The organism is Gammaproteobacteria bacterium (genome assembly GCA_036383255.1).
Lineage (GTDB): Bacteria > Pseudomonadota > Gammaproteobacteria > Natronospirales > REEB76 > DASUBN01.
This window is the reverse complement of sequence record DASVOS010000009.1, coordinates 167,721-187,249: the sequence shown is the minus strand read 5'-3', so window position 1 is coordinate 187,249 and position 19,529 is coordinate 167,721. Positions and strand designations below refer to the sequence as shown.

Below are 19,529 nucleotides of genomic sequence, written 5' to 3'. Positions count from 1 at the left end.
TTTTTATCTCACTGGCCCTGGATCAGCGCGTCGCTTATGGTACCCCCCAGGGTGTTCACCGAGGCCGCCGCCTGCAGCGGCTGGCTGGCGGCGACCGTGCTCGTGTAGAACAAGATGCCGTTCTTGTAGTAATCCACACTTCCAGCGCGCAGTTCCAGGCGGAACACGTCGCCGGAAGCGAAGGTCACATCCTTGCGGTATAGGCCCTTCTCGCGTACCTCCGCGATGCCGTTCTGCAGGCGCAGCGCGTAGTCCATGTTCGCCACGCCCGGGCCAGAGCCTACCGCTGCCAGGCCCACGCTGCGAAGGGTATTCGTCTCGGCCACCGTGAACTGCAGGTGGCCATCGCTGCCCTGGGCGAGCTGCTGCTGCGAGGCGGCGCTGGCGTCTTCGCAGCCGTCGCAGCCCGCGGTCTTCTGCAGCGAGCCGCCATCGGTGGTGACGTTGCGCAGATCTGTCCACGCGGTGGGCTGCTCGCGCGGGAACGAGGCGTAGAGGGCAGCCACCTGGGCGGCGCTCAGGGCCTTGGCATAGAGCCGCACCTCATCCAGGGTGGCGGCGAGATAGGGCCGGCTCGCGCCCGGGTAGCGGGCGAAGTTCAGGGCCTGGCTGGTGGAGGCGGCACCAGGCCGTCCGGTCCAGCCGAGCTTCGATTTCAGGGCGCCGTCCACGTAGAGCTTGCCACCGTAGACGTTTACCGTGAAGGTGACCATATGCCAAGTCCCATCGGCATAGCCCGCTGCCCTTAGGCTGCAGGCCGTGTTGCCGACATGGTCAGCGCTATCCCGGTAATACCAGGCGCAGAGTTTGCCGCCGCTCATGAGCACTTGGTAGCCCCGCATGGAGCCATAGGCGTACTTGCTGACGATGCCGTGCTGGCCCGTGTCGCTGCCGGCCTTGAACCAGGCGGACACGGTCAGAGGGTAGGCGTTGAGTGCGCTGCTACTGGTCACGCTCGCGTACTGGTCGATGCCGTCGAAGCTCAGGCCGTCGCCGGCCACGCCGAGCCCCCACGAGGGCTGGTTGTGGAGCGTGGCGCTGTAGCCGTGGCCGGAGCTGTCAACGGCCTGCAAGCCGTTGCCCGCGTCCAGCCGCCAATCAGCGAGCACGGCCGGCAGCGTCACCGTCGCGCCCGCCTGGGTAGTGAACACCTGGTCTGCGGAGACGCTGGCCTGGCCGGTGGAGTCCCGCGAGATCACCTGGTAGTGGTAGAGCGTGCCCGGGACAAGGCCCGTCAGGACCAAGGCATGGGCGGTGGCGAGAGCGGTATCGAGGACCGACGTGCTGCCGTAGGCGGTCGTGGTGCCGTAGGCCACCTGGGAGTTCGCCGGCTGGTCGGTGCTCCAGCTCAGGGTGACGGAACTGCTGCCGGTGACGCTGGCGCTCACGGAGGAGATGACCGGCGGCGGAACGTAGATGAAGGTAGTCACGGTCACGTTGCCGGCGGTGGAGACGTTGCCAGCCGCATCCCGCGCCACGGCGCTCAAGGTATGGGTGCCCGCAGCGACCTTGGTGGTATCCCAGGTCAGGGTATAGGGGGTCTGGGTCAGTTCTGCGCCCAGGTTCGCGCCATCCAGCTTGAACTGCACGCCGGCCACGGCGACATTGTCGGACGCGTTGGCGGATACGTTCACGCTGCCGGAGAGGGCGGCGCCGGCGTAGGGCGCGGTGAGGCCGATGCTAGGAGCGGTGCTGTCGCCGCTGCTGCCCGTACCGGTCAGGAGCTGGGATGGGATGCGTACCATGAAGGCATCCATGCGGCTGCCGCCCATGTTGCTGACCCAGAAGAAATACTGTCCCGTGGGGTCGATGTTCCCCTTCGGGTCCTTGCCATAGTCGGTGCAGCTCGGGCAGGTGGCATTGCCGCCGGTCGCGTCCAGGCTCGTCATCACCGGTGCCACCACCAACACCTGGGCGGAGGCATGGGGTACCGAGCTGTCCAGCATGAAGCAGATCACCTCGTTGGCCCGCAACGCCGTGGAACGGCTGGCACCGCTGCCGCAGGCATATTGCTGTGCGATGGGCAGATCCGGGCTTGCGTTCTCGAAGCTCACGTGGGACGGGGAGAATGCGCTCCAGTCGTTGTCGTGGTAGGTGAGGCCGCCCGCGAGGGTGGTCTGGCCCAGGTTCCAGGTCCGCCATGCGTTGGCGTAGTTGTTCCAGTTGTCCACCGCGAGGTAGGTGCCGTAACCCATGTCGGAGTGGCCGCCGGCGCCGCTTTGGTCCATCAGCACCTGCTGCACGCCGGTCTGCAGGTCCACGAACACGTTGTCCTCATCGCAGCTCGTGCAGGTATCGGTAGGCAGCTTCTCCTTGATCAGCAGGTAGCGGCCACTCTTGTCGATCTGGCACTCGTCGAACTTGCCCTGGGCCGGGTAATAGAAGAACTGGCGGGTGCTGGACTTGTATGCGATGCAACCCAAGGTCTGGCGGCTGGAGGCATCCTGCAGGGTGGCGGAGTGGACGTCGTCGTCGTTGCTGGAGTTGGCCTGGCGGATGACGGTGTTTGGATACTGGGTGGTGGAGTCGAACACCGTCTCCATGGCGTGGCTCAGCACGTCGTACCGCAGCAGCTTCGAGCCGCTCGGCAGGTAAATCTTGGTGGCCATGCCGTAGCTGAAGTACCAGCCCTCGGCGCTGTTCCAGCTGTAGGGGCTGGAGGCGGGGAACAACGGGCCCACCTGGGTGAGCGCCTCGCTGGTCTTGTCGTAGCTGAACAGGGTCGGACCCTGACCACCGCGGTTGCGGTCCAGACCGATGAATACATAGAGAGTGTTGCTGCCGGCGCTGTTGCTCATGTTGCGCCAGTAGGAATAGATCATGTCCACGCAGTCCTGGCCGCCGCAGTCGGAGGCATTGGTCACCCGCACGCCACGGGTGCCGTAGGGGGCCGGGAAATCGAAGGCGCCTCGCTCAGGCAGGATCGCGCTGGCCTGGGCCTGGGTCATGAGGGCGCGGGGGGTGGCGGTCTCGTCGTTCTCCAGGAAGCCGCCGGGAGCTGTGGCGGCGAAGGCAAGGCGGGAGATGAGACAGAAGAACAGGAAGGCCAGTAAGCGGCGACAGGACATGCTGCATAACCTCAGTACATATCGGTAGACGGACCGATAAGTCACTGGGGATGCAGGGGTTAAACCCTTAAGGTCCCTACCTTACCGGTATGGGATATATACCTGCGGGGAGTAACGGGGCCTTAAAGCGAGTGGCAACGGGGCGTAAACAGCAGTGGAAACGTGAGCTATGTCACATGCACTTGCGGCCGCTTCATGGCGGCGCTTCAGAATCAATCCGGGGATGGAGGAATCAGGGTTCGGGTCAGGGCGGAATGAGCTGCCGGCGGATGGCGTAGCGGATGAGTTCCGCCGCCCGGTGCACGTGAAGCTTGTGCATGATGCGGCTGCGGTGGGACTCCACGGTCTTCACGCTCAAGCCCAGCTCCTTGGCGATCATGCGCGTGGTGTTGCCACGCGCGATCAGGAGCAGGACTTCGCGCTCGCGCTCCGTGAGCGGTTCCGGCGGGGTCTCGGCATGCGAGACCAGCGAGGACAGGGCGCCAGGAGTGAGCCGGGTATTGAAGTGGATGGCGCCGCGCGCCACCTCGCGGATGGTGCTGATGAGCTCCGCCGCGGTCTGTGACTTGTACACATAGCCGTGCATGCCGGCGCGCAGCGCCTCCACGGCGCTGGCGTTGTCCTCGTCGGTGGTGAGCAGCACGGTCTGGATGCCGGGGGTCGCGCGCTGCAGTTCGCGCGCCACGCTGATGCCATCCATGGCGGGCATGTCATAGTCGAGGATCGCGACGTCCGGATGGCGCGTCTCGGCGAGGTCCAGGGCCTCGGGGCCATCCGCTGCCTCGCCCGCCACCTCGAAGCCCTCCTGCTGCAGCAGCATGCTGAGGCTCTGCCGGAAGATCTTGTGGTCGTCCGCCAGGAGCACGCGCACCGGGGTGCCCTCGGGGCGGGAGGCGGGGAAGGGGGTATGTGCGGGTCCAGTCAGGGGGTGCACGGCGGTCGTCAGGCCTTGATGAACCCCCGCCGCACGGCGTAACGCACCAGGCTCGCGGTGTCGTGGATGTCGAGCTTCTGCATGATGCGGGTACGGTGCGAGTCGGCGGTCTTGACGCTGAGGCCGAGGACTTGCGCCACTTCCTTGGTGGTCTTGCCCTCGGCCACGAGCTGCAGTACTTGGCGCTCACGGTCCGTGAGCGGATCGGCCGGCAGCTCGGATTTGCCGACGTAGGCATCCACCACGGTCTTGGAGATGCCCGGGGAGAGGTAGACCGAGCCGCGCAGCACTTCCTTGATGGCGCCCACCAGGTCGGCGGCCGCTTGGCCCTTGAGCACGTAGCCGCGGATGCCGGCGCGCAACGCCTCCAGCACGTACGCTTCTTCCTCGTACATGGTTAGCACGATCACCTGGATGCCCGCGGTCTGCTTGAGGATCTGGCGGGCGGCATCGATGCCGTTGAGGAGCGGCATGCCGAGGTCGAGCACCGCGATGGAGGGGCCGAGCTGGCGCGCCAGGCGCACCGCCTCATGGCCGTCGGCCGCTTCGCCCACCACATCGAAGCCTTCACGCTCCAGCAGCGCCTTGAGGCCCTGCCGGAACATGGGATGGTCATCTGCCAGCAATATCCGCTGCATGGCTGCTCTCTAGGTCGTTGTGGTTCTCGGCCGCTGCGCACCGCGCAGGACCTACAAAAACCACGATGCGCAGACTATGCAGTGAAACCTCTAAGGGCGAAATCAAGTAAGTACCCCCAATTCGAGGGGTAATCACCTTAATCCCGCGTAGGCCGGCGACTACACGCCGGCGCCGCCCTCATGCCTTGATGAAGCCGCGGCGGATCGCGTAACGCACCAGGCTCGCGGTCTCGTGGATCTCGAGCTTCTGCATGATGCGGGTACGGTGCGAGTCGGCGGTCTTCACGCTGAGGCCGAGCACTTCCGCTACCTGCTTGGTGGTCTTGCCTTCGGCCACGAGCTGCAGCACCTGCCGTTCGCGGTCTGTGAGCGGGTCAGCCGGCAGCTCTGACTTGCCGACGTAGGCGTCCACGACCGCCTTGGAGATGCCGGGGGAGAGGTATACCGCGCCGCGCAACACCTCCTTGATGGCGCTCAGCAGGTCCGAGGCGGCCTGCGCCTTCAGCACGTAGCCGCGGATGCCGGCGCGCAGCGCTTCCAGCACGTAGGCATCCTCCTCGTACATGGTGAGCAGCACCACTTCCGTTTTGGGCGCCTGCTTGTGGATCTCACGGGCGGCATCGATGCCGTTCAGCAGCGGCATGCCGAGGTCCAGCACCGCGAGGCGCGGATTCAGCTGCCGTGCATGCCGCACTGCCTCATGGCCGTTGGCTGCCTCCGCCACCACGTCGTAGCCTTCCCGTTCGAGCAGCGCCTTGAGGCCCTGCCGGAACATGGGGTGATCGTCTGCCAATACGATGTTCGACATCATAGGTTGCTTCCTAGTGGTATGCCTATCCTTAGCTCCGTGCCGGCGCCGGGCTTCGACTCGACTTCGAAGGCCCCGTGCAGGCTACTGATGCGCTCGCGGATCCCCAGCAGACCGAGGCCGTGCGAACCGGTCTCACTGCTGGCGGGAGCCGCGAAGCCCTTGCCGTCATCCTTGATGCTGCAATAGACGAGATGATCCGCGATCCATACCCGGATCCCGACACGGCGGGCTTGGGCGTGCTTGACCACGTTGTTGAGCGCCTCCTGTACCGTGCGGTACAGCGCGGTCTCCACCGGTTGCGGCAGGCGGCCGTGTTCAGCGATCTCGTTTTCGATGTCTATCTCCAGGCCTGCGCGCTTGCGGAAGCCGTCACTGAGGAATGTCAGCGCCGGCATCAGGCCGAGCTGGTCGAGGATGGGCGGCCGAAGCTCATGCGACAGGCGCCGGAGCTGGTCCGAGACCTCATCGAGATGGGCGGAGATGTGCTCCACGTGCTCGCGCACGGCCTGCGGCGGCGCCAGGCGTTCGATCTCCGCCAATTCGAGGTAAGCCGAGGCGAGCATCTGAGCCGCCTCGTCGTGCAGGGTATGGGCGATGCGCTTGGCTTCCTCCTCGAGGATGCCGTTGAGCCGGCGCAGCGCGGCGTTGGATTCCTGGTTGCCGATCTGCATCATCTCGAAGGGCGACATGCTCTCCATCAGGAAGCGGTGCGAGTCATCGAGCTTCTGGCGCACGTCGCCGCCGGGGTGGTCCAGCAGCGCGGCGAGTGCGGAATGGTGGATGTTGATGAGGCCGAGCACGCCGACCCCCGAGCCCAGTGCCTGGCGGCCGAGTTCGTAGGCCTCCAGCAGCGGGGCTTCGCCGCCTTGGGTCAGATATCGGTCTAGGGCTTTGCGGTACATCTCATGCAGGTCCGGTGAGAAGGCGCGCATCGCGCGTCAGCCCAGGTACCGGACGACCAGTACCAGGGCGTCATCGGTCTTCTTGCAATAGCGGGTGATGATGCGCTCGGCGATCTCGTCCACCGGCGCATCCAATCGCACCTGCTCTGCGAAGTCAGGAGCGATGCCGTCGGTGGCGAAGATCACCATGTCACCCGGCTGCACCCTCGTGACTGCGGCCTGCAGCGAGGGCAGGCGTTGCCCGACCACGCCCGGGCGCAGCAGGAGGTTCTGGCGCACGTAGCCGTTGTGTGCGCTCTTGAGCAGGAGCCGGCCCTCCACGTTGCCGATGCCGAGCCAGGTGAGCGTGCCTTCGCGTGCATCGAAGGCCGCCACGTTCATGACCGCGCCGCGGCTGCCCTTGAGCGCGGTGTGGCAGTGCTTGAGCAGGGCGGTGAGCGGCTCGCCGTCGGCGTGCCGCTGCACGCTCTCGATGGCGAGCTCGGCGGCCGCCGCGGCTTCGCTGCCGTGGCCCAGACCGTCAACCACCGTCGCGACCGCGCCGCTCTTGACCTCGACCACCGCGTGGCGGTCGCCCGATTCCGCCTGCCCGGGCAGGGTGAAGGAGGCTGCGCCCGACTCTATGATGCTCCGGTTCATTGGAGCCATTTCTTGGCGGTGACGGTGGTGCCCTTGCCGACGCCGGTGTCTATGTAGAACTCGTCCACCATGCGGCGCACGCCGGAGAGGCCCATGCCGAGGCCGCCGGAGGTGGAGTAGCCGCCTACGAGGGCGCGCTGCACGTCGGGGATGCCCGGTCCGTTGTCGCGGCTGACGATCACCACGCCGCGCGGCTTGTCGGTGCCGCCGCTCTTCTGCAGCACGATCTCGCCGGTCTGCGCGTACAGCACGATGTTGCGCGCGAGCTCGGAGATGATGGTCGCGATCAGCGTCGACTCCGTCTCCGAGAAGCCGGATTGCAACGCGAGTTCGCGCCCATGCTGGCGGGCGGTGACGATATCCATCACCGTCCTGATGGGAATGACTACCCTGTCTTCCAAAGACCCTGTCGCCTCGCTGCTTCCGTTCTGAGGAGAAGGCCCGACCTTATTCATCTAGGTCCGGGCGGGGTGCTGCCCACGCTGGTGCGCTTGGGCCGCGCGTCCAGATAGGCGAGGCCTTCTTCGAGGTCGAGCGCAGTGGGCACGCCTTCCAGGCTGAGTCCCAACTGCACCATCGAGAAGGCGACTTCCGGCTGGATGCCGACGATGACCGTGTCGGCGCCGCGCAGGCGGATCATGTGGGCCATGTCCCGCAGCGTGCGCACGGAGAACGAGTCCATCACGTCGAGTCCAGTCACGTCGAGGATCACGCCGACGGAGCGGTAACGGCCCACCTGTGCCACCAGGCGGTCGCGCAGGTTGACCAGGTCCTGGTCGGTCAGCACCGCTTGCACTGACGCAATCAGGTAATTGCGCTGTTTTAGGATAGGGACTTCCACTTGGGCGTGTCCTTATTCCGGGCTCTTGTCGAGGATCGGCACCACCTTGTAGCCCAGCAGCTTCTCGGCCTCTTCGATGCCGCCCTGCAGGTCGCCCACCGTGGCCATCTTGCCGAGGTCCACGCCGATGGTGACCAGCGTCTGGGCCAGTTCCGGCGCGAGGCCGGTGACGATCACATCGGCGCCGACCAGTCGGGCCGCTTCCACGGTCTGCACCAGGTGGTTTGCCACCGCGGCGTCCACCGCCGGCACACCGGTCAGGTCCATCACGACCACTCGTGCGCGGTTCACGCGGATGCCGCGCAGCAGCTGTTCCGTCAGCTGGCGGGCGCGTTGCGGGTCGAGGATGCCGATGATGGGGAGAATCAGCAGCCGTTCACGCACCGCCAGCACGGGGGTGGACAGCTCACGGATGGCTTCCTGTTGCTGGCGGATGATGCGCTCGCGCTCCTGCACGAAGCCCACCGCCACCGTGGTGGCGATGCGGTTCGCCGCAGGCTCGTAGGCGTCCAGCACCCGTGTCAACAGCTGCTGGTTCTGGCCGTATTTGGAGAAGAGGGAGCGGGCCAGCACGTCGCGCAGCAGGAGCACGATACCCACCACTTCGTGCGTCTCCACGCCTCGAGGGATGATTCGTTCCGACAGGTCGCGGGCGTAGGCTTCGAGGGCCTCGATCGAGCCGGTCTCCAGGGCGCCCAGGTAGTTGTCGTACACCGAGCTCGCCTCCGCCATGATTTCCTCATTGGTCATGGCGGTGAGGAAGCGGGCGCTCATGATGCGGCTAGCCCATACCTCGCGCAGCTGGGTGCGGTTCTGGCGCAGATGCGCCACCAGCTCTCGCAGTACTTCGGCGTGGGATTCGTCGCCGCCGGCGCCAGGGTCCGTCTGCAGGCTCCGGTCGCGGCTCTTGCCTTTATCAGTCATGGTTCGCTCCTCGTTCTTCCCTCTGTAACGGGGGAGATCTGTCGGGACGGCTCATGCCGTTCATAGTTCCCTGGGACAGGTCCGCAGGCGAAAGCCCGAAGCTGGTAAGGCCGCGTGACTGCCGCATGGCGCTGACTGGCCACCTTGGGGTGCGGCCGGCCTTGATGGCGGGTTTCATGGTACTAAATATCAAAGCTGAGGCCCCGCGCGTGCATATGTAAAAGCAGCCTGCGTGAGGCGGCAGGATCCGCGGGCCTGATCCATCGCAGTGGATTCTGTCCGCAGCTCACTGTTTCTTCTTCGGATTTAGTTAGGCGCTCCGCCCGCGCCTGTCCCTGGAATTAGGTTAAACCTTAGCGGGGAGGGGACCTGAAACGAATAGGGTAATCACCCTATTTGTATACATGTAAAGACCCCACGGGTGGCGGCTCAGGAGCGGGTGGTGAACCACTCCGGAAGGATGTCGAAGCGGAAGCCGACGTTGCGCACGGTGATGATGTAGTGGCCGGCTTTGCCAAGCTTGCGTCGCAGGCGGCCGATATGCACGTCCACGGTGCGGGTGTCGAGGCCGTGGATGGTGCCGTGGGACCAGGCCTCCTGCAGCAGGAAGTCACGGGTCAGGGCCCGCCCCTTGGCCTCCAGGAGCACCTGCAGCAGCCGGAATTCCTTCTTGGTGAGCTCGATGGGCGCACCGGAGACCTGCACCGTCCAGCGGTCCAGGTCCATGTCGATGGGGCCGGCCCGCAACCGGTGGCCGGGGGTCACCGCCTGCAGTGCGCGCCGCGCCAATGCCTTGATGTGGGCCACCAGCATGTCCACCTGCAGGGGCTTGGTCACGCAGTCGTCGGCGCCGGTCTCCAGCGCCTCGATCCTCTCGGAGCTGTCGTCCTCGCCGGTCACCATGATGATGGGGATGGAGGCGGTGCTGGGATCCTCCCTTAGGCGGCGGCAGGCCTCCAGGCCTCCGCCTGCGGGCAGGTCCGCGTCCAGGATCACGAGGTCGGGGCGCTCGGCGTGGATGCTGTGCAGCATCTCGCCGTCGTCATGCACGGTGACGGCGTCGAAATGCAACTGCTTGAGGGCGGAGTGCTCGACCGTGGTGAGGGCTGCATCATCGGTGGCGATGAGGGCCTTGAACGGGGCTCGCGTCGGAGTCGATGAGATGCGCAGGTCCACTTTCTTTTTTCCGGGTCCGCCTGGGTCAGGCTGGACATCCTGGAAGGCGGACACCATCCATGGCGTCCAGGGTCGAGAATAGTTGAGCCCTGCCGTTGCAGGGAAGCGGGTGATCCCCTGAATACCGGCGGGAAACGACCTGAATCCGGGTATTGTCCCCACCAAAAAGAAGCGCCTCTTTCGAGGCGCTTCAGTCAACGCGGGCGGTAGGGAGGACCACCCGAATTGCGAGCCGTGACGTTGCATCCCGGCTTGTGCGGCCGACGGGGAACATCAGCCGTTTGGATCGTGAGGGGTGCACGACCCGAGGCAAAGTCTGGACCGGGGGCGACTTTTTTTATATTAGGTAAATACCCCATATGGGTCCTGGATTTGTCCTGAGCGGCAAGGGGCAGACGGAGGCATTAGACCCCTGCCGCCCCCTTGGTTAAGATTCCCGCGGCGCAGCCCGCGCTCTCAAGGCCGCCCTCCATGCCCGCATCCGCCGGCCCACGCATCCTGGTGATCCGCAACGACAAGCTGGGGGACTTCATGCTGGCCTGGCCGGCCCTGGCGCTCCTGCGCAAGAACCTGCCCAAGGCCCACATCGCGGTGCTGGTACCGGCCTATACCGCGCCGCTGGCAGAAGCTTGTCCCTATGTGGACGAGGTGGTGCGGGACCCCCGGCTCAAGGGCGCCTGGCGCAACGGCTTCGCCCTGGCACGGGCCTTGAAGCCCATGCGATTCGACGCAGTGGTGACCTTGTTCTCACGCTTCGATACCGGCTTCGGCGTGTGGCTCGCCGGCATCCCGCTGCGGTACGCGCCCGCCACCAAGCTCGCCCAGATCTTCTACAACCGGCGCATCCGGCAGCGGCGTTCCCGTTCCGAGAAGCCCGAGTATGAGTACAACCTCGACCTCGCGGCGGCATACCTGCTGGAACGGGGTGTCGCGAAGCCCAGGCCCGTGACAGCGCCTTATCTCGAGTTCAAATCCGCCGAGGTGCAGAAGCTCAAACGTGACTTCCTGAAGAAGCACAAGATCGCCGCCGGCAAGCAGCTCGTGTTCCTGCACGCGGGGCACGGCGGCTCCGCCGACAACCTCTCCCTCGGGCAGTACGGCCACCTGGCGCGGGACCTGGCCGGCCGCAAGCGCCACCTGGTGCTCACCGCGGGCCCCGCGGAGGAGGCACAGGCGCGGCGTCTCTCGAGCCTCCTGGATGCGCCGCACACGCTGCTGGTGTCGAAGGACGGTCTGCTGCCCTTCGCCAAGCACCTCGCCTTCGCGGACCTGTTCGTGAGCGGTTCCACCGGGCCGCTGCACCTCGCGGCGGCGCTGGGCCGGCCCACCGCTGCGTTCTATCCGCGCCGGCGTTCCTCCACCGCGCTGCGTTGGCAGACCGTCAACGGCGAAAGCAAGCGCCTGGCGTTCATGCCCCCGGAGGGCGCGGAGGAGAGTGACATGGGCAGTATCGACGTGGCGCAGGCCGCCGCGCGCATCGCCAAGGAACTCCTGTGATGCAACAGCTGCCGCGAAGCCGCGGTCCCTTCGCGCGCCTCCTGGCGGCGCTGGCGCTCCTGGCCGCGTTCACCGTCGCGTTCTTCCTGGGCACGGTGCTGTTCCTGGTGGTGCTCGGCGCGGCGGTGCTGCTGGGCATCGGGCTGTCCCTGCGCTTCTGGTGGCTGCGCCGGCGCTGGGTGCGTGAGGCGCCTGCGCAGGACCGCCCGGAGGGCCGGCGCGGTGTGACCCTGGAAGGGGAATACACCCGCAAGGACGATCCGGGCCGCCGCTGAAGCCTGGAATGGCAGGGGTCCAGCCGCTACAATGCGCGCCCCCGGTTTCCGAACGTCGGTCTTTCCTATGAAGCCCTATAACCAGTGGCGTCCCCACCCCTGGCACGGCCTGGAGCTGGGTGAAGACGCCCCCGCCGTGGTCAACGCCTACATCGAGATCACGCCCTTCGACGTGGTGAAGTACGAGGTGGACAAGGCCACGGGCTACCTGCGGGTGGACCGCCCCCAACGCAGTTCCGCGCACATGCCGGCGCTGTACGGGTTCGTGCCGCGTACCTACTGCGGCGAGCGGGTGGGGCGGCTGGCGGGCGAGGGCATCCCGGGCGACAAGGATCCCCTGGACATCTGCGTGTTCTCCGAGCGGCCCATCGCCCGGTCTGAGGTGCTGATGCACGCCCGCGTCATCGGCGGCCTGCGCATGATCGACGGCGGTGAGGCGGACGACAAGATCATCGCCGTGCTGGCCAGCGACAACCTCTGGGGCCATGCCCGGGAGCTGGAGGACCTGCCCCATGTGATGGTGGAGCGGCTGGTGCACTACTTCAGCACCTACAAGTGGGTGCCGGGCCAGGCCCACAAGGTGGACATCCAGGCGGTGTATAAGCACGACAAAGCCTATGAGGTGATCAAGGCGGCGCATGCCGACTACCTCGATCACTTCGGCGAATCCGACCTTCCCACTGATATTTGATTGTCAGACCTGCCGCAGATAACCGTCGCGAGCGAAGGCAGGACTAGCCGGGCGAAGGCGAGCACACCGGAGCGTACTCTTAAGTACGTGAGGATTGCGAGCCGAGCCCAACGACGTCATGCCGAGCGCAGCAGGTTATATGCGGCAGGCTAGTCCCAGCGTTCGTCTTTGACTTGCACCATCCCATCCTGGATTCGCACCGGGAAGGTGGAAGTGGGCTCGTAGGCGGGAGCGGTGAGGGCTTCGCCGCTGCGGATGTCGAAGGTGGCGCCGTGGCGCGGGCAGGTGATGATGCAGCCCTGCACCGGGCCGCCCGTGAGGATGCCGCCGTCGTGGGTGCAGACGTCCTCGATGGCGTAGAGCTTCCCCTCGATGTTGAACACCGCGATGCGCACCCCGTCCGCGTCCGCGATCTTGTGGGTGCCCGCCGGGAAGCTGTCCATGGGCGCGACGTCGATCCACTCGGCCATCAGTAATACATCCCCGTCTGCAACTTGGCTTCCTCGGACATCATCTCGCGGCTCCAGGGCGGGTCGAATACGAGCTCAACGTCCGCCGCCTGCACGGTAGGCACCTGCTCCAGCTTGTCCTTCACGTCCTGCACCAGGATGCCGCCCATGCCGCAGCCGGGGGCGGTGAGCGTCATCTTCACGCCCACTTTCTTCTTGCCCTCATCGGCGGGCTGCAGCTTGCACTCGTAGACCAGGCCCAGGTCCACGATGTTGATGGGGATCTCCGGGTCGTAGCAGGTCTTGAGCTGGTCCCAGACCAGCTTCTCCACGTCCGCGTCGCTGGGATTCTCCGGCAGCCTGGGTGCTTCCTGGACCTCGAGGCCGAGGGCGTCCGCGTCCTTGCCGGCGATGCGCAGCAGGTTGCCGTCCACGTATACGGTGAAGCTGCCGCCCAGGGACTGGGCCACGTTCACCTCGGTGCCCTCGGGCACCACCACGCGGGTGCCGGCGGGGATCATCACCGCCTCACAGGAACGCAGGAGCTTGATGGGTTCGCGGTCGTACATGGTCATTCCGTCGATATCGAGTTGCCGGCATCGCCCTTCAAGGCGGCCATGAGCGTGTGCCAGCACAGGCTCGCGCACTTCACGCGGGACGGGAACTCGCGCACGCCCGAGAGCGCGGCGAGCTTGCCCAGGGATTCGTCCGCCGGGGCATCGGCTTTGGTCAGGAGCTCGTGCATGGTGCCGAACAGACTCTCCGCCTCGGCGCGGGTCTTGCCCTTGAGGCGCTCGGTCATGAGCGAGGCGGAGGCCACGGAGATGGCGCAGCCGCTGCCCTCGAAGCTGAGGTCTTTGATGGTCCCGCCGTCCAGCTTGAGGTAGAGCGTGAGCTTGTCGCCGCAGAGGGGATTGAAACCCTCCAGCGCGCGGTCCGCGTCCGGGATCTTGCGGAAGTTCCGGGGGGACCGGTTGTGGTCCACGATCACGTCGCGGTAGAGGTCCTTGAGGCCCGCGTCCATCAGCCGAGTATCCCCCGCGCCTTGTCCAGGGCCGCCGCCAGCGTGTCGATGTCCTCGCGGGTGTTGTAGAAGGCGAGGGAGGCGCGGGCCGTGGCCGGCAGGCCGAAGCGCTCCATCACCGGCATGGCGCAATGGTGCCCGGTGCGGATGGCGACGCCTTCCTGGTCCACGATGGTGCCGAGGTCATGAGGATGCACTCCCTGCATCACGAACGACACCACGCCGGCCTTGTGCCGCGCGGTGCCCACGAGTCTGACGCCCTGCACGGAACCGATGCGGTCGGTGGCGTAGGCGAGCAGGCCCCGCTCGTAGTCCTGGATGGCGCCCATGCCCGCCTGGTTCAGGTAGTCCACTGCGGCGCCCAAGCCCACGGCACCGCCGATGTCCGGGGTGCCTGCCTCGAACTTGTGGGGCAGGTCGTTATAGGTGGTCTGGCCGAAGCGCACGATGCGGATCATCTCGCCGCCGCCCTGCCACGGCGGCATGGCCTCCAGTAGCGCCTCCTTGCCGTAGAGGATGCCGATGCCCGTGGGGGCGAACATCTTGTGGCCGGAGAAGGCATAGAAGTCGCAGTCCAGGTCCCGCACGTCCACTGCCATGTGCGGCACCGCCTGGGCGCCGTCCACCAGCACGGGCACGCCATGGGCATGGGCCTGGGCGGTCATCTCCTTCACGGGGTTGACAGTGCCCAAAGCGTTGGACACGTGGCCGAACACGGCGATGCGGGTGCGCTCGCCGAGGAGCTCCTGGAACATGCCGGGCTCCAGCTCGCCGGCATCGGTGATCGGCACCACCTTCAGCACTGCGCCGGTCTGCCCGGCCAGCAGCTGCCAGGGCACGATGTTGGAGTGGTGCTCCATCTGGGTGAGAAGTATCTCGTCGCCCGGCTTGAGCCTGGGCCGGAGGAAGCTTTGGGCCACCAGGTTGATGGCCTCGGTGGTGCCGCGTGTGTAGACCACTTCCTTCACGGAGCGAGCGTTGATGAATGCGCGTACTTTCTCGCGGGCGCCCTCGTAATCTGCTGTGGCGAGCTCGCTCAGGGTATGCACGCCGCGGTGCACGTTGGCGTTGTGGTGCTCGTAATAACGCGATATCGCGTCGATGACCGCCTGCGGTTTCTGCGAGGTGGCGGCGTTGTCGAGGTACACCAGCGGCTTGCTGTGCACCTTCTCGCCCAGGATCGGGAAGTCTCTGCGCCAGCGCAGCGGATCGAAGCCGGCGGCGGTATCCAGGGCTTTGCGCAAGGTGCTCATGCGGGCTCCGGCAGGTTGATGCGGCTCACGGCGGCACCCAATCGGCGGCGCGCGTGGGCAGCGAGGGCGGGCAAGGGCAAGAGGGTGAGCAGCCGCTCGGCGAAGGCGCCGATGAGCAGGCTGCGCGCGGTCTCGGCGTCCAGGCCGCGGGAGCGCAGGTAGAAGAGCTGCTGCTCGTCCAGCTGGCCGATGGTCGCGCCATGGCTGCACTTCACGTCGTCGGCATAGATCTCGAGTTCAGGCTTGGTGTCGATCTCCGCGCCGCGCGACAGCAGAAGGTTGTGATTCGCCTGGCTCGCATCGGTCTTGGCGGCATGCGGCGCCACCACCACCTTGCCGTTGAACACCGCGCGGCCCTGGCCGTCCAGGATGCCGCGGTAGAGTTCGCGGCTCGCGGTGTGGGGCGCGAGGTGATCCACCCGGGTGTGGTTGTCCAGGTGGCGGCGGCCGCCCGTCGCATAGAGGCCGTTGAGCTCGGCGCTGGCCCCGGCCGCCTTGAGCGCCACCGCCAGGTCGAGGCGTGCCCAGGCGGCACCGTGCTGGAGGTTGTGGGATACATAGCAGCTATCCGCCGCCTGGCTCACCAGCACGCGCCCCAGATGGAAACCCTGGAAGGTCTCTTCCTGCAGGCGTAGATGTGTGAGCTTCGCGCCGGACCCCAGCTCGATCTGCACCACGCTGTTGGTGAGGTTTTTGGCCCCGTCCAGTCCCGTGTAGCGCTCGATGAGCATGGCGTGGGCGTTGGCGCCGAGCTTCACCGTACAGCGGGAGTGGTGGGAGGCCGCAGCCGTCTCCGGCGCGCTCACATGCAGGAACTCCAGCGGCTCGGTGAGCTCACCGGAGACGTCTACCAGCAGCGCCTCCTGGAACAGGGCCGTGTTCAGGTTCAGGAAGGTGTCGTCCTCCCAGTCCGGCGGGACCGCCAACAGGGCTGCAAGAGACTCGTCTGCATCACGCGCTGCGACCACGCGTACGCCCTTGGGCAGATGCGAGAGGCCGGCGGCATAGCGGCCGTTCACGAACACCGCCCGTGGGCAGTCCAGTCCCGGCACCAGCAGCGGCGCGAGCGCGCCGGCGTCGAGCGTCACGGTGCTGGATGCGGGCCTGAAGCCGCGTTGCTCCAGCGTGGCGAGGGACGTGTATTTCCACGCCTCGTCCCGCGCTTGCGGGAAGCCGCGGGCTTCGGCCCGCTGCAGCGCCTGCTGCTTGAGCGCCTGCAGCCAGGGCCGGGTCTTGGGATAAGCCGCGTAGCCTTCGAGGTAGGGGGCGAGAGCACTCATATTCAGGCCGCCGCGTCCTTCAGCCAGTCGTAGCCGCGCTTCTCGAGTTCCAGCGCGAGCTCCTTGCCGCCGGACTTCACCACCCGGCCACTGGCCAGCACGTGCACCTTGTCCGGCACCACGTGGTCCAGGAGGCGCTGGTAGTGGGTGACCATGACGATGGCGCGCTTGGGGTCGCGCAGCTTGTTGACGCCCTTGGCGACGACCTTGAGGGCGTCGATGTCGAGGCCGGAGTCGGTCTCATCCAGCAGCGCGAGCTTCGGCTCCAGCACCAGCATCTGCAGGATCTCGTTGCGCTTCTTCTCGCCGCCGGAGAAGCCTTCGTTCACCGCGCGGTTGAGGAAGGCCGGGTCCATCTCCATGAACTGCATCTTGGCCTTCACCAGCGCCAGGAAATCCATGGCATCCAGCTCTTCCTCGCCGCGCTGCTTGCGGATGGCGTTGAAGGCGGCCTTGAGCAGGTACACGTTGTTCACCCCGGGGACTTCCACCGGGTACTGGAAGGCCAGGAACACGCCTTCACGGGCGCGTTCCTCAGGCGCCAGTGCCAGGAGGTCCTTGCCCTCGAAGCTCACGCTGCCTGAGGTGACTTCGTAGCCTTCCCGGCCCGCCAGGATGTGGGCGAGGGTGCTCTTGCCGGAGCCGTTGGGACCCATGATCGCGCAGACCTCGCCAGCCTTCACCTCGAGGCTGAGGCCCTTGAGGATGTCCTTGCCGTCAACGCGTGCGTGCAGGTTCTTGATCTCAAGCATCTCTTTTTCGCCTTTTTAGCCGACTGCACCTTCGAGAGTGACCGCGAGCAGGCGCTGGGCCTCCACCGCGAACTCCATGGGCAGTTCCTTGAACACGTCCTTGCAGAAGCCGTTCACGATCATGTTGACCGCGTCTTCCGCCGAGATGCCGCGGCTGCGGCAGTAGAAAAGCTGGTCGTCGCTGATCTTGGATGTGGTGGCCTCGTGCTCCACCTGGGCGGTGGGGTTCTTGGCCTCCATGTAGGGGAAGGTGTGGGCGCCGCACTGGTCGCCCATCAGCAGCGAGTCGCACTGGGTGTGGTTGCGCGCGTCCTCGGCGCCGGCGGCGACCTTCACCAGGCCCCGGTAGCTGTTCTGGCCGTGGCCGGCTGAGATGCCCTTCGACACGATGGTGCTGCGGGTGCCCTTGCCGATGTGCAGCATCTTGGTGCCGGTGTCCGCCTGCTGGTAGTGGTTCGCCACCGCCACCGAATAGAACTCACCCACCGAGCCGTCACCCTTGAGCACGCAGCTCGGATACTTCCAGGTGATGGCGGAACCTGTCTCCACCTGGGTCCAGGAGATGCGTGAGCGTTCCCCACGGCACTCGCCGCGCTTGGTCACGAAGTTGTAGATGCCGCCCTTGCCCTCGGCGTCACCGGGGTACCAGTTCTGCACCGTGGAGTACTTGATCTGGGCATCCTTGAGCGCCACCAGTTCCACCACCGCCGCATGCAGCTGGTTCTCGTCGCGCATGGGCGCGGTGCAGCCTTCCAGGTAGCTCACGTAGGCGCCCTCGTCGGCGACGATGAGGGTGCGCTCGAACTGGCCGGTCTTGGAGGCATTGATGCGGAAGTAGGTGCTGAGCTCCATGGGGCTGCGCACGCCCTTGGGCACGTACACGAAGGAGCCGTCGGAGAACACCGCGGAGTTCAGGGTGGCGTAGAAGTTGTCGGAGTAGGGCACCACTGAACCCAGATACTGCTCCACCAGCGCCGGATGCTTCTGCACCGCCTCGGAGAAGGAGCAGAAGATCACGCCGGCCTCGGCCAGCTTCTCCCGGAAGGTGGTGGCCACGGACACCGAGTCGAACACCGCGTCCACGGCGACCCCGGCGAGCGCGGCGCGCTCGTGCAGCGGCACGCCCAGCTTCTCGTAGGTCTCCAGCAGCTTCGGGTCCACGTCCGCCAGGCTCTTGGGGCCGTCCTTCTTCGACTTGGGCGCGGAGTAGTAGGAGATGTCCTGGAAGTCGATGGGCGGATGCTTCACGTGAGCCCAGCGGGGTTCCTTCATGGTGAGCCAGTGGCGGTAGGCCTTGAGGCGCCACTCCAGCATGAAGGCCGGCTCCTGCTTCTTGCGGGAGATGAGCCGGATCACGTCCTCGTCGAGGCCCGGCGGGACGGTGTCGGATTCGATGTCGGTGACGAAGCCATGGCGGTACTCACCGCGCAGCAGGTTGTCCACGTCCTTGTTGTCGGTGGCCACGCTCACTGCTCCCGGCGGCGCGGCGCGTCGAGCACGCCGCTGAAGTCGAGCCGCGGCGGCAGCGCCACGGGCCGGGCGAGCTGCGCCAGGGTCACGCCCTTCAGGGCGTCACGGATCGCGAGGCTGATGCGCTGCCAGTTGTGGCCGATGCCGCACACCGCCTCGATGCCGCAGCGGCTGTGGGTCATGCTGCATTGGGTGATGGCGACCGGCCCCTCGATGGCGTCGATGATGTGGACCGCCGTGATCTGCTCGGCCGGGCGTGCCAGGCTGTAGCCACCCTTGGCACCGCGCTGGGAACTGACCAGGCCTGCCCGGGCGAACTGCTTCAGCAGCTTGCTGACGGTGGGAGCGGCGAGATGCAGGGCGGCGGCGAGCTCGGCCGCGGCGTAGAGCCGCTTGGGCTCCCGGGCCATCTCCGCCAGCACCACGGTGCCGTAGTCGGTCAATTTGCTCAGGCGCAGCATGGGGTTACCGTAGACTGCATAAAGAGGACTATTTTAGTCCTATTAGGCGCCCGGATAAAGCCCGGCTGTATAGTGGGTGCATGAGCCGGGATTTCCCCAGTTTTCGCGCGTTCTACCCCTTCTACCTGGGGGAGCATAGCGACCGCACCTGCCGCCGCTTGCACTTCATCGGCAGCTCCCTGGTGCTGCTGACCTTCGCGGGGCTCCTCGTCACGGGCCGTTGGCAGTGGTGGTTCCTGCTGCCGCTGTTCGGCTACGGCTTCGCCTGGATCGGACATTTCTTCTTCGAGAAGAACCGCCCCGCCACCTTCACCCATCCCATCTACAGTTTCCTGGGGGATTGGGTCATGTTCCGCGACATACTCTTCCGCAAGCTGCCGTTCTGAACGACATATAAAGTCGGCGACCCGTTCCGCTACAATACGCGCCGCCGGAGGGGTCCGG

The 19,529-nt window shown here is 66.2% G+C and carries 22 protein-coding genes; 4 read left to right on the top strand and 18 right to left on the bottom strand.

Annotated features, from left to right (window positions below; all coding sequences use genetic code 11):
• Positions 1 to 8: 8 nt before the first annotated feature.
• From VF651_05570 to VF651_05525, 10 genes are all read right to left on the bottom strand, one after another.
• Positions 9 to 3,068, bottom strand: coding sequence for a LamG-like jellyroll fold domain-containing protein (locus tag VF651_05570; protein HEX7965167.1), 3,060 nt, complete (start codon positions 3,066 to 3,068; stop codon positions 9 to 11).
• Between the two features lie 244 nt (positions 3,069 to 3,312).
• Positions 3,313 to 4,002, bottom strand: coding sequence for a response regulator transcription factor (locus VF651_05565; GenBank protein ID HEX7965166.1), 690 nt, complete (start codon positions 4,000 to 4,002; stop codon positions 3,313 to 3,315).
• 8 nt (positions 4,003 to 4,010) lie between these two features.
• Complete coding sequence (locus VF651_05560; protein HEX7965165.1) at positions 4,011 to 4,640, bottom strand: response regulator transcription factor; 630 nt, start codon at positions 4,638 to 4,640, stop codon at positions 4,011 to 4,013.
• A 178-nt stretch (positions 4,641 to 4,818) separates the two neighbouring features.
• Complete coding sequence (locus VF651_05555; protein ID HEX7965164.1) at positions 4,819 to 5,448, bottom strand: response regulator transcription factor; 630 nt, start codon at positions 5,446 to 5,448, stop codon at positions 4,819 to 4,821.
• Positions 5,448 to 6,383 (bottom strand): ATP-binding protein, encoded by a 936-nt coding sequence (locus VF651_05550; GenBank protein ID HEX7965163.1) that lies wholly within the window; start codon positions 6,381 to 6,383, stop codon positions 5,448 to 5,450. Before VF651_05550 ends, VF651_05555 begins: the two co-directional genes overlap by 1 nt.
• A gap of 6 nt (positions 6,384 to 6,389) precedes the next feature.
• Positions 6,390 to 6,992 carry a SpoIIE family protein phosphatase gene (locus VF651_05545; GenBank protein ID HEX7965162.1) on the bottom strand — a complete coding sequence of 201 codons (603 nt, stop codon included), beginning with the start codon at positions 6,990 to 6,992 and terminating at the stop codon, positions 6,390 to 6,392.
• A complete protein-coding gene (locus VF651_05540) occupies positions 6,989 to 7,357 on the bottom strand; it encodes an ATP-binding protein (protein ID HEX7965161.1) in 369 nt (122 codons plus the stop codon). Before VF651_05540 ends, VF651_05545 begins: the two co-directional genes overlap by 4 nt.
• Positions 7,358 to 7,443: 86 nt before the next feature.
• On the bottom strand, positions 7,444 to 7,833 hold the full coding sequence (locus VF651_05535) for an STAS domain-containing protein (GenBank protein HEX7965160.1): 390 nt from the start codon (positions 7,831 to 7,833) through the stop codon (positions 7,444 to 7,446).
• A gap of 12 nt (positions 7,834 to 7,845) precedes the next feature.
• Positions 7,846 to 8,757 (bottom strand): STAS domain-containing protein, encoded by a 912-nt coding sequence (locus tag VF651_05530; GenBank protein HEX7965159.1) that lies wholly within the window; start codon positions 8,755 to 8,757, stop codon positions 7,846 to 7,848.
• Between the two features lie 429 nt (positions 8,758 to 9,186).
• The gene (locus VF651_05525) at positions 9,187 to 9,933 is read right to left on the bottom strand and encodes a response regulator transcription factor (protein HEX7965158.1); all 747 of its coding nucleotides are present in this window, start codon (positions 9,931 to 9,933) and stop codon (positions 9,187 to 9,189) included.
• A 471-nt stretch (positions 9,934 to 10,404) separates the two neighbouring features.
• On the opposite strand from VF651_05525, the gene VF651_05520 reads away from it, so the two are divergent.
• From VF651_05520 to VF651_05510, 3 genes are all read left to right on the top strand, one after another.
• A complete protein-coding gene (locus tag VF651_05520) occupies positions 10,405 to 11,430 on the top strand; it encodes a glycosyltransferase family 9 protein (GenBank protein ID HEX7965157.1) in 1,026 nt (341 codons plus the stop codon).
• On the top strand, positions 11,430 to 11,705 hold the full coding sequence (locus tag VF651_05515) for a hypothetical protein (GenBank protein HEX7965156.1): 276 nt from the start codon (positions 11,430 to 11,432) through the stop codon (positions 11,703 to 11,705). Before VF651_05520 ends, VF651_05515 begins: the two co-directional genes overlap by 1 nt.
• Positions 11,706 to 11,772: 67 nt before the next feature.
• Positions 11,773 to 12,396 (top strand): inorganic pyrophosphatase, encoded by a 624-nt coding sequence (locus VF651_05510; GenBank protein ID HEX7965155.1) that lies wholly within the window; start codon positions 11,773 to 11,775, stop codon positions 12,394 to 12,396.
• Positions 12,397 to 12,545: 149 nt separating this feature from the next.
• On the opposite strand, the gene VF651_05505 is transcribed toward VF651_05510, so the two are convergent.
• From VF651_05505 to VF651_05470, 8 genes are read right to left on the bottom strand one after another with little or no spacing between them, the layout of a single operon-like run.
• Positions 12,546 to 12,866, bottom strand: coding sequence for a non-heme iron oxygenase ferredoxin subunit (locus tag VF651_05505; GenBank protein HEX7965154.1), 321 nt, complete (start codon positions 12,864 to 12,866; stop codon positions 12,546 to 12,548).
• The gene (gene sufT / locus VF651_05500; protein HEX7965153.1) at positions 12,866 to 13,414 is read right to left on the bottom strand and encodes a putative Fe-S cluster assembly protein SufT; all 549 of its coding nucleotides are present in this window, start codon (positions 13,412 to 13,414) and stop codon (positions 12,866 to 12,868) included. The genes VF651_05505 and sufT overlap by 1 nt, the downstream gene beginning before the upstream one ends.
• Before the next feature lie 2 nt (positions 13,415 to 13,416).
• Positions 13,417 to 13,869: an SUF system NifU family Fe-S cluster assembly protein gene (locus VF651_05495; GenBank protein ID HEX7965152.1), complete on the bottom strand. Its 453-nt coding sequence runs from the start codon at positions 13,867 to 13,869 to the stop codon at positions 13,417 to 13,419.
• On the bottom strand, positions 13,869 to 15,122 hold the full coding sequence (locus VF651_05490) for a cysteine desulfurase (protein HEX7965151.1): 1,254 nt from the start codon (positions 15,120 to 15,122) through the stop codon (positions 13,869 to 13,871). The genes VF651_05495 and VF651_05490 overlap by 1 nt, the downstream gene beginning before the upstream one ends.
• A complete protein-coding gene (gene sufD / locus VF651_05485; protein HEX7965150.1) occupies positions 15,119 to 16,402 on the bottom strand; it encodes a Fe-S cluster assembly protein SufD in 1,284 nt (427 codons plus the stop codon). Before sufD ends, VF651_05490 begins: the two co-directional genes overlap by 4 nt.
• Before the next feature lie 2 nt (positions 16,403 to 16,404).
• Entirely contained in the window at positions 16,405 to 17,154 is a 750-nt protein-coding gene (sufC, locus tag VF651_05480; GenBank protein HEX7965149.1) for a Fe-S cluster assembly ATPase SufC, read from the bottom strand.
• 15 nt (positions 17,155 to 17,169) lie between these two features.
• Positions 17,170 to 18,618 (bottom strand): Fe-S cluster assembly protein SufB, encoded by a 1,449-nt coding sequence (gene sufB / locus VF651_05475; protein HEX7965148.1) that lies wholly within the window; start codon positions 18,616 to 18,618, stop codon positions 17,170 to 17,172.
• 2 nt (positions 18,619 to 18,620) lie between these two features.
• Entirely contained in the window at positions 18,621 to 19,085 is a 465-nt protein-coding gene (locus VF651_05470) for an SUF system Fe-S cluster assembly regulator (GenBank protein ID HEX7965147.1), read from the bottom strand.
• Positions 19,086 to 19,165: 80 nt separating this feature from the next.
• Here VF651_05470 and VF651_05465 point away from each other — a divergent pair, with 80 nt between their 5' ends.
• Complete coding sequence (locus VF651_05465) at positions 19,166 to 19,471, top strand: DUF962 domain-containing protein (protein ID HEX7965146.1); 306 nt, start codon at positions 19,166 to 19,168, stop codon at positions 19,469 to 19,471.
• Positions 19,472 to 19,529 lie beyond the last annotated feature (58 nt).

Excerpts from the sequence above, each read along its gene's own strand:
- VF651_05570 (HEX7965167.1), bottom strand. The coding sequence starts at position 3,068 with ATGTCCTGTCGCCGCTTACTGGCCTTCCTGTTCTTCTGTCTCATCTCC.
- VF651_05560 (HEX7965165.1), bottom strand. The coding sequence starts at position 4,640 with ATGCAGCGGATATTGCTGGCAGATGACCATCCCATGTTCCGGCAGGGC.
- VF651_05555 (HEX7965164.1), bottom strand. The coding sequence starts at position 5,448 with ATGTCGAACATCGTATTGGCAGACGATCACCCCATGTTCCGGCAGGGC.
- VF651_05550 (HEX7965163.1), bottom strand. The coding sequence starts at position 6,383 with ATGCGCGCCTTCTCACCGGACCTGCATGAGATGTACCGCAAAGCCCTA.
- VF651_05545 (HEX7965162.1), bottom strand. The coding sequence starts at position 6,992 with ATGAACCGGAGCATCATAGAGTCGGGCGCAGCCTCCTTCACCCTGCCC.
- VF651_05540 (HEX7965161.1), bottom strand. The coding sequence starts at position 7,357 with ATGGATATCGTCACCGCCCGCCAGCATGGGCGCGAACTCGCGTTGCAA.
- VF651_05530 (HEX7965159.1), bottom strand. The coding sequence starts at position 8,757 with ATGACTGATAAAGGCAAGAGCCGCGACCGGAGCCTGCAGACGGACCCT.
- VF651_05520 (HEX7965157.1), top strand. The coding sequence starts at position 10,405 with ATGCCCGCATCCGCCGGCCCACGCATCCTGGTGATCCGCAACGACAAG.
- VF651_05515 (HEX7965156.1), top strand. The coding sequence starts at position 11,430 with ATGCAACAGCTGCCGCGAAGCCGCGGTCCCTTCGCGCGCCTCCTGGCG.
- VF651_05510 (HEX7965155.1), top strand. The coding sequence starts at position 11,773 with ATGAAGCCCTATAACCAGTGGCGTCCCCACCCCTGGCACGGCCTGGAG.
- VF651_05505 (HEX7965154.1), bottom strand. The coding sequence starts at position 12,866 with ATGGCCGAGTGGATCGACGTCGCGCCCATGGACAGCTTCCCGGCGGGC.
- sufT (HEX7965153.1), bottom strand. The coding sequence starts at position 13,414 with ATGTACGACCGCGAACCCATCAAGCTCCTGCGTTCCTGTGAGGCGGTG.
- VF651_05495 (HEX7965152.1), bottom strand. The coding sequence starts at position 13,869 with ATGGACGCGGGCCTCAAGGACCTCTACCGCGACGTGATCGTGGACCAC.
- VF651_05490 (HEX7965151.1), bottom strand. The coding sequence starts at position 15,122 with ATGAGCACCTTGCGCAAAGCCCTGGATACCGCCGCCGGCTTCGATCCG.
- sufD (HEX7965150.1), bottom strand. The coding sequence starts at position 16,402 with ATGAGTGCTCTCGCCCCCTACCTCGAAGGCTACGCGGCTTATCCCAAG.
- sufC (HEX7965149.1), bottom strand. The coding sequence starts at position 17,154 with ATGCTTGAGATCAAGAACCTGCACGCACGCGTTGACGGCAAGGACATC.
- VF651_05470 (HEX7965147.1), bottom strand. The coding sequence starts at position 19,085 with ATGCTGCGCCTGAGCAAATTGACCGACTACGGCACCGTGGTGCTGGCG.
- VF651_05465 (HEX7965146.1), top strand. The coding sequence starts at position 19,166 with ATGAGCCGGGATTTCCCCAGTTTTCGCGCGTTCTACCCCTTCTACCTG.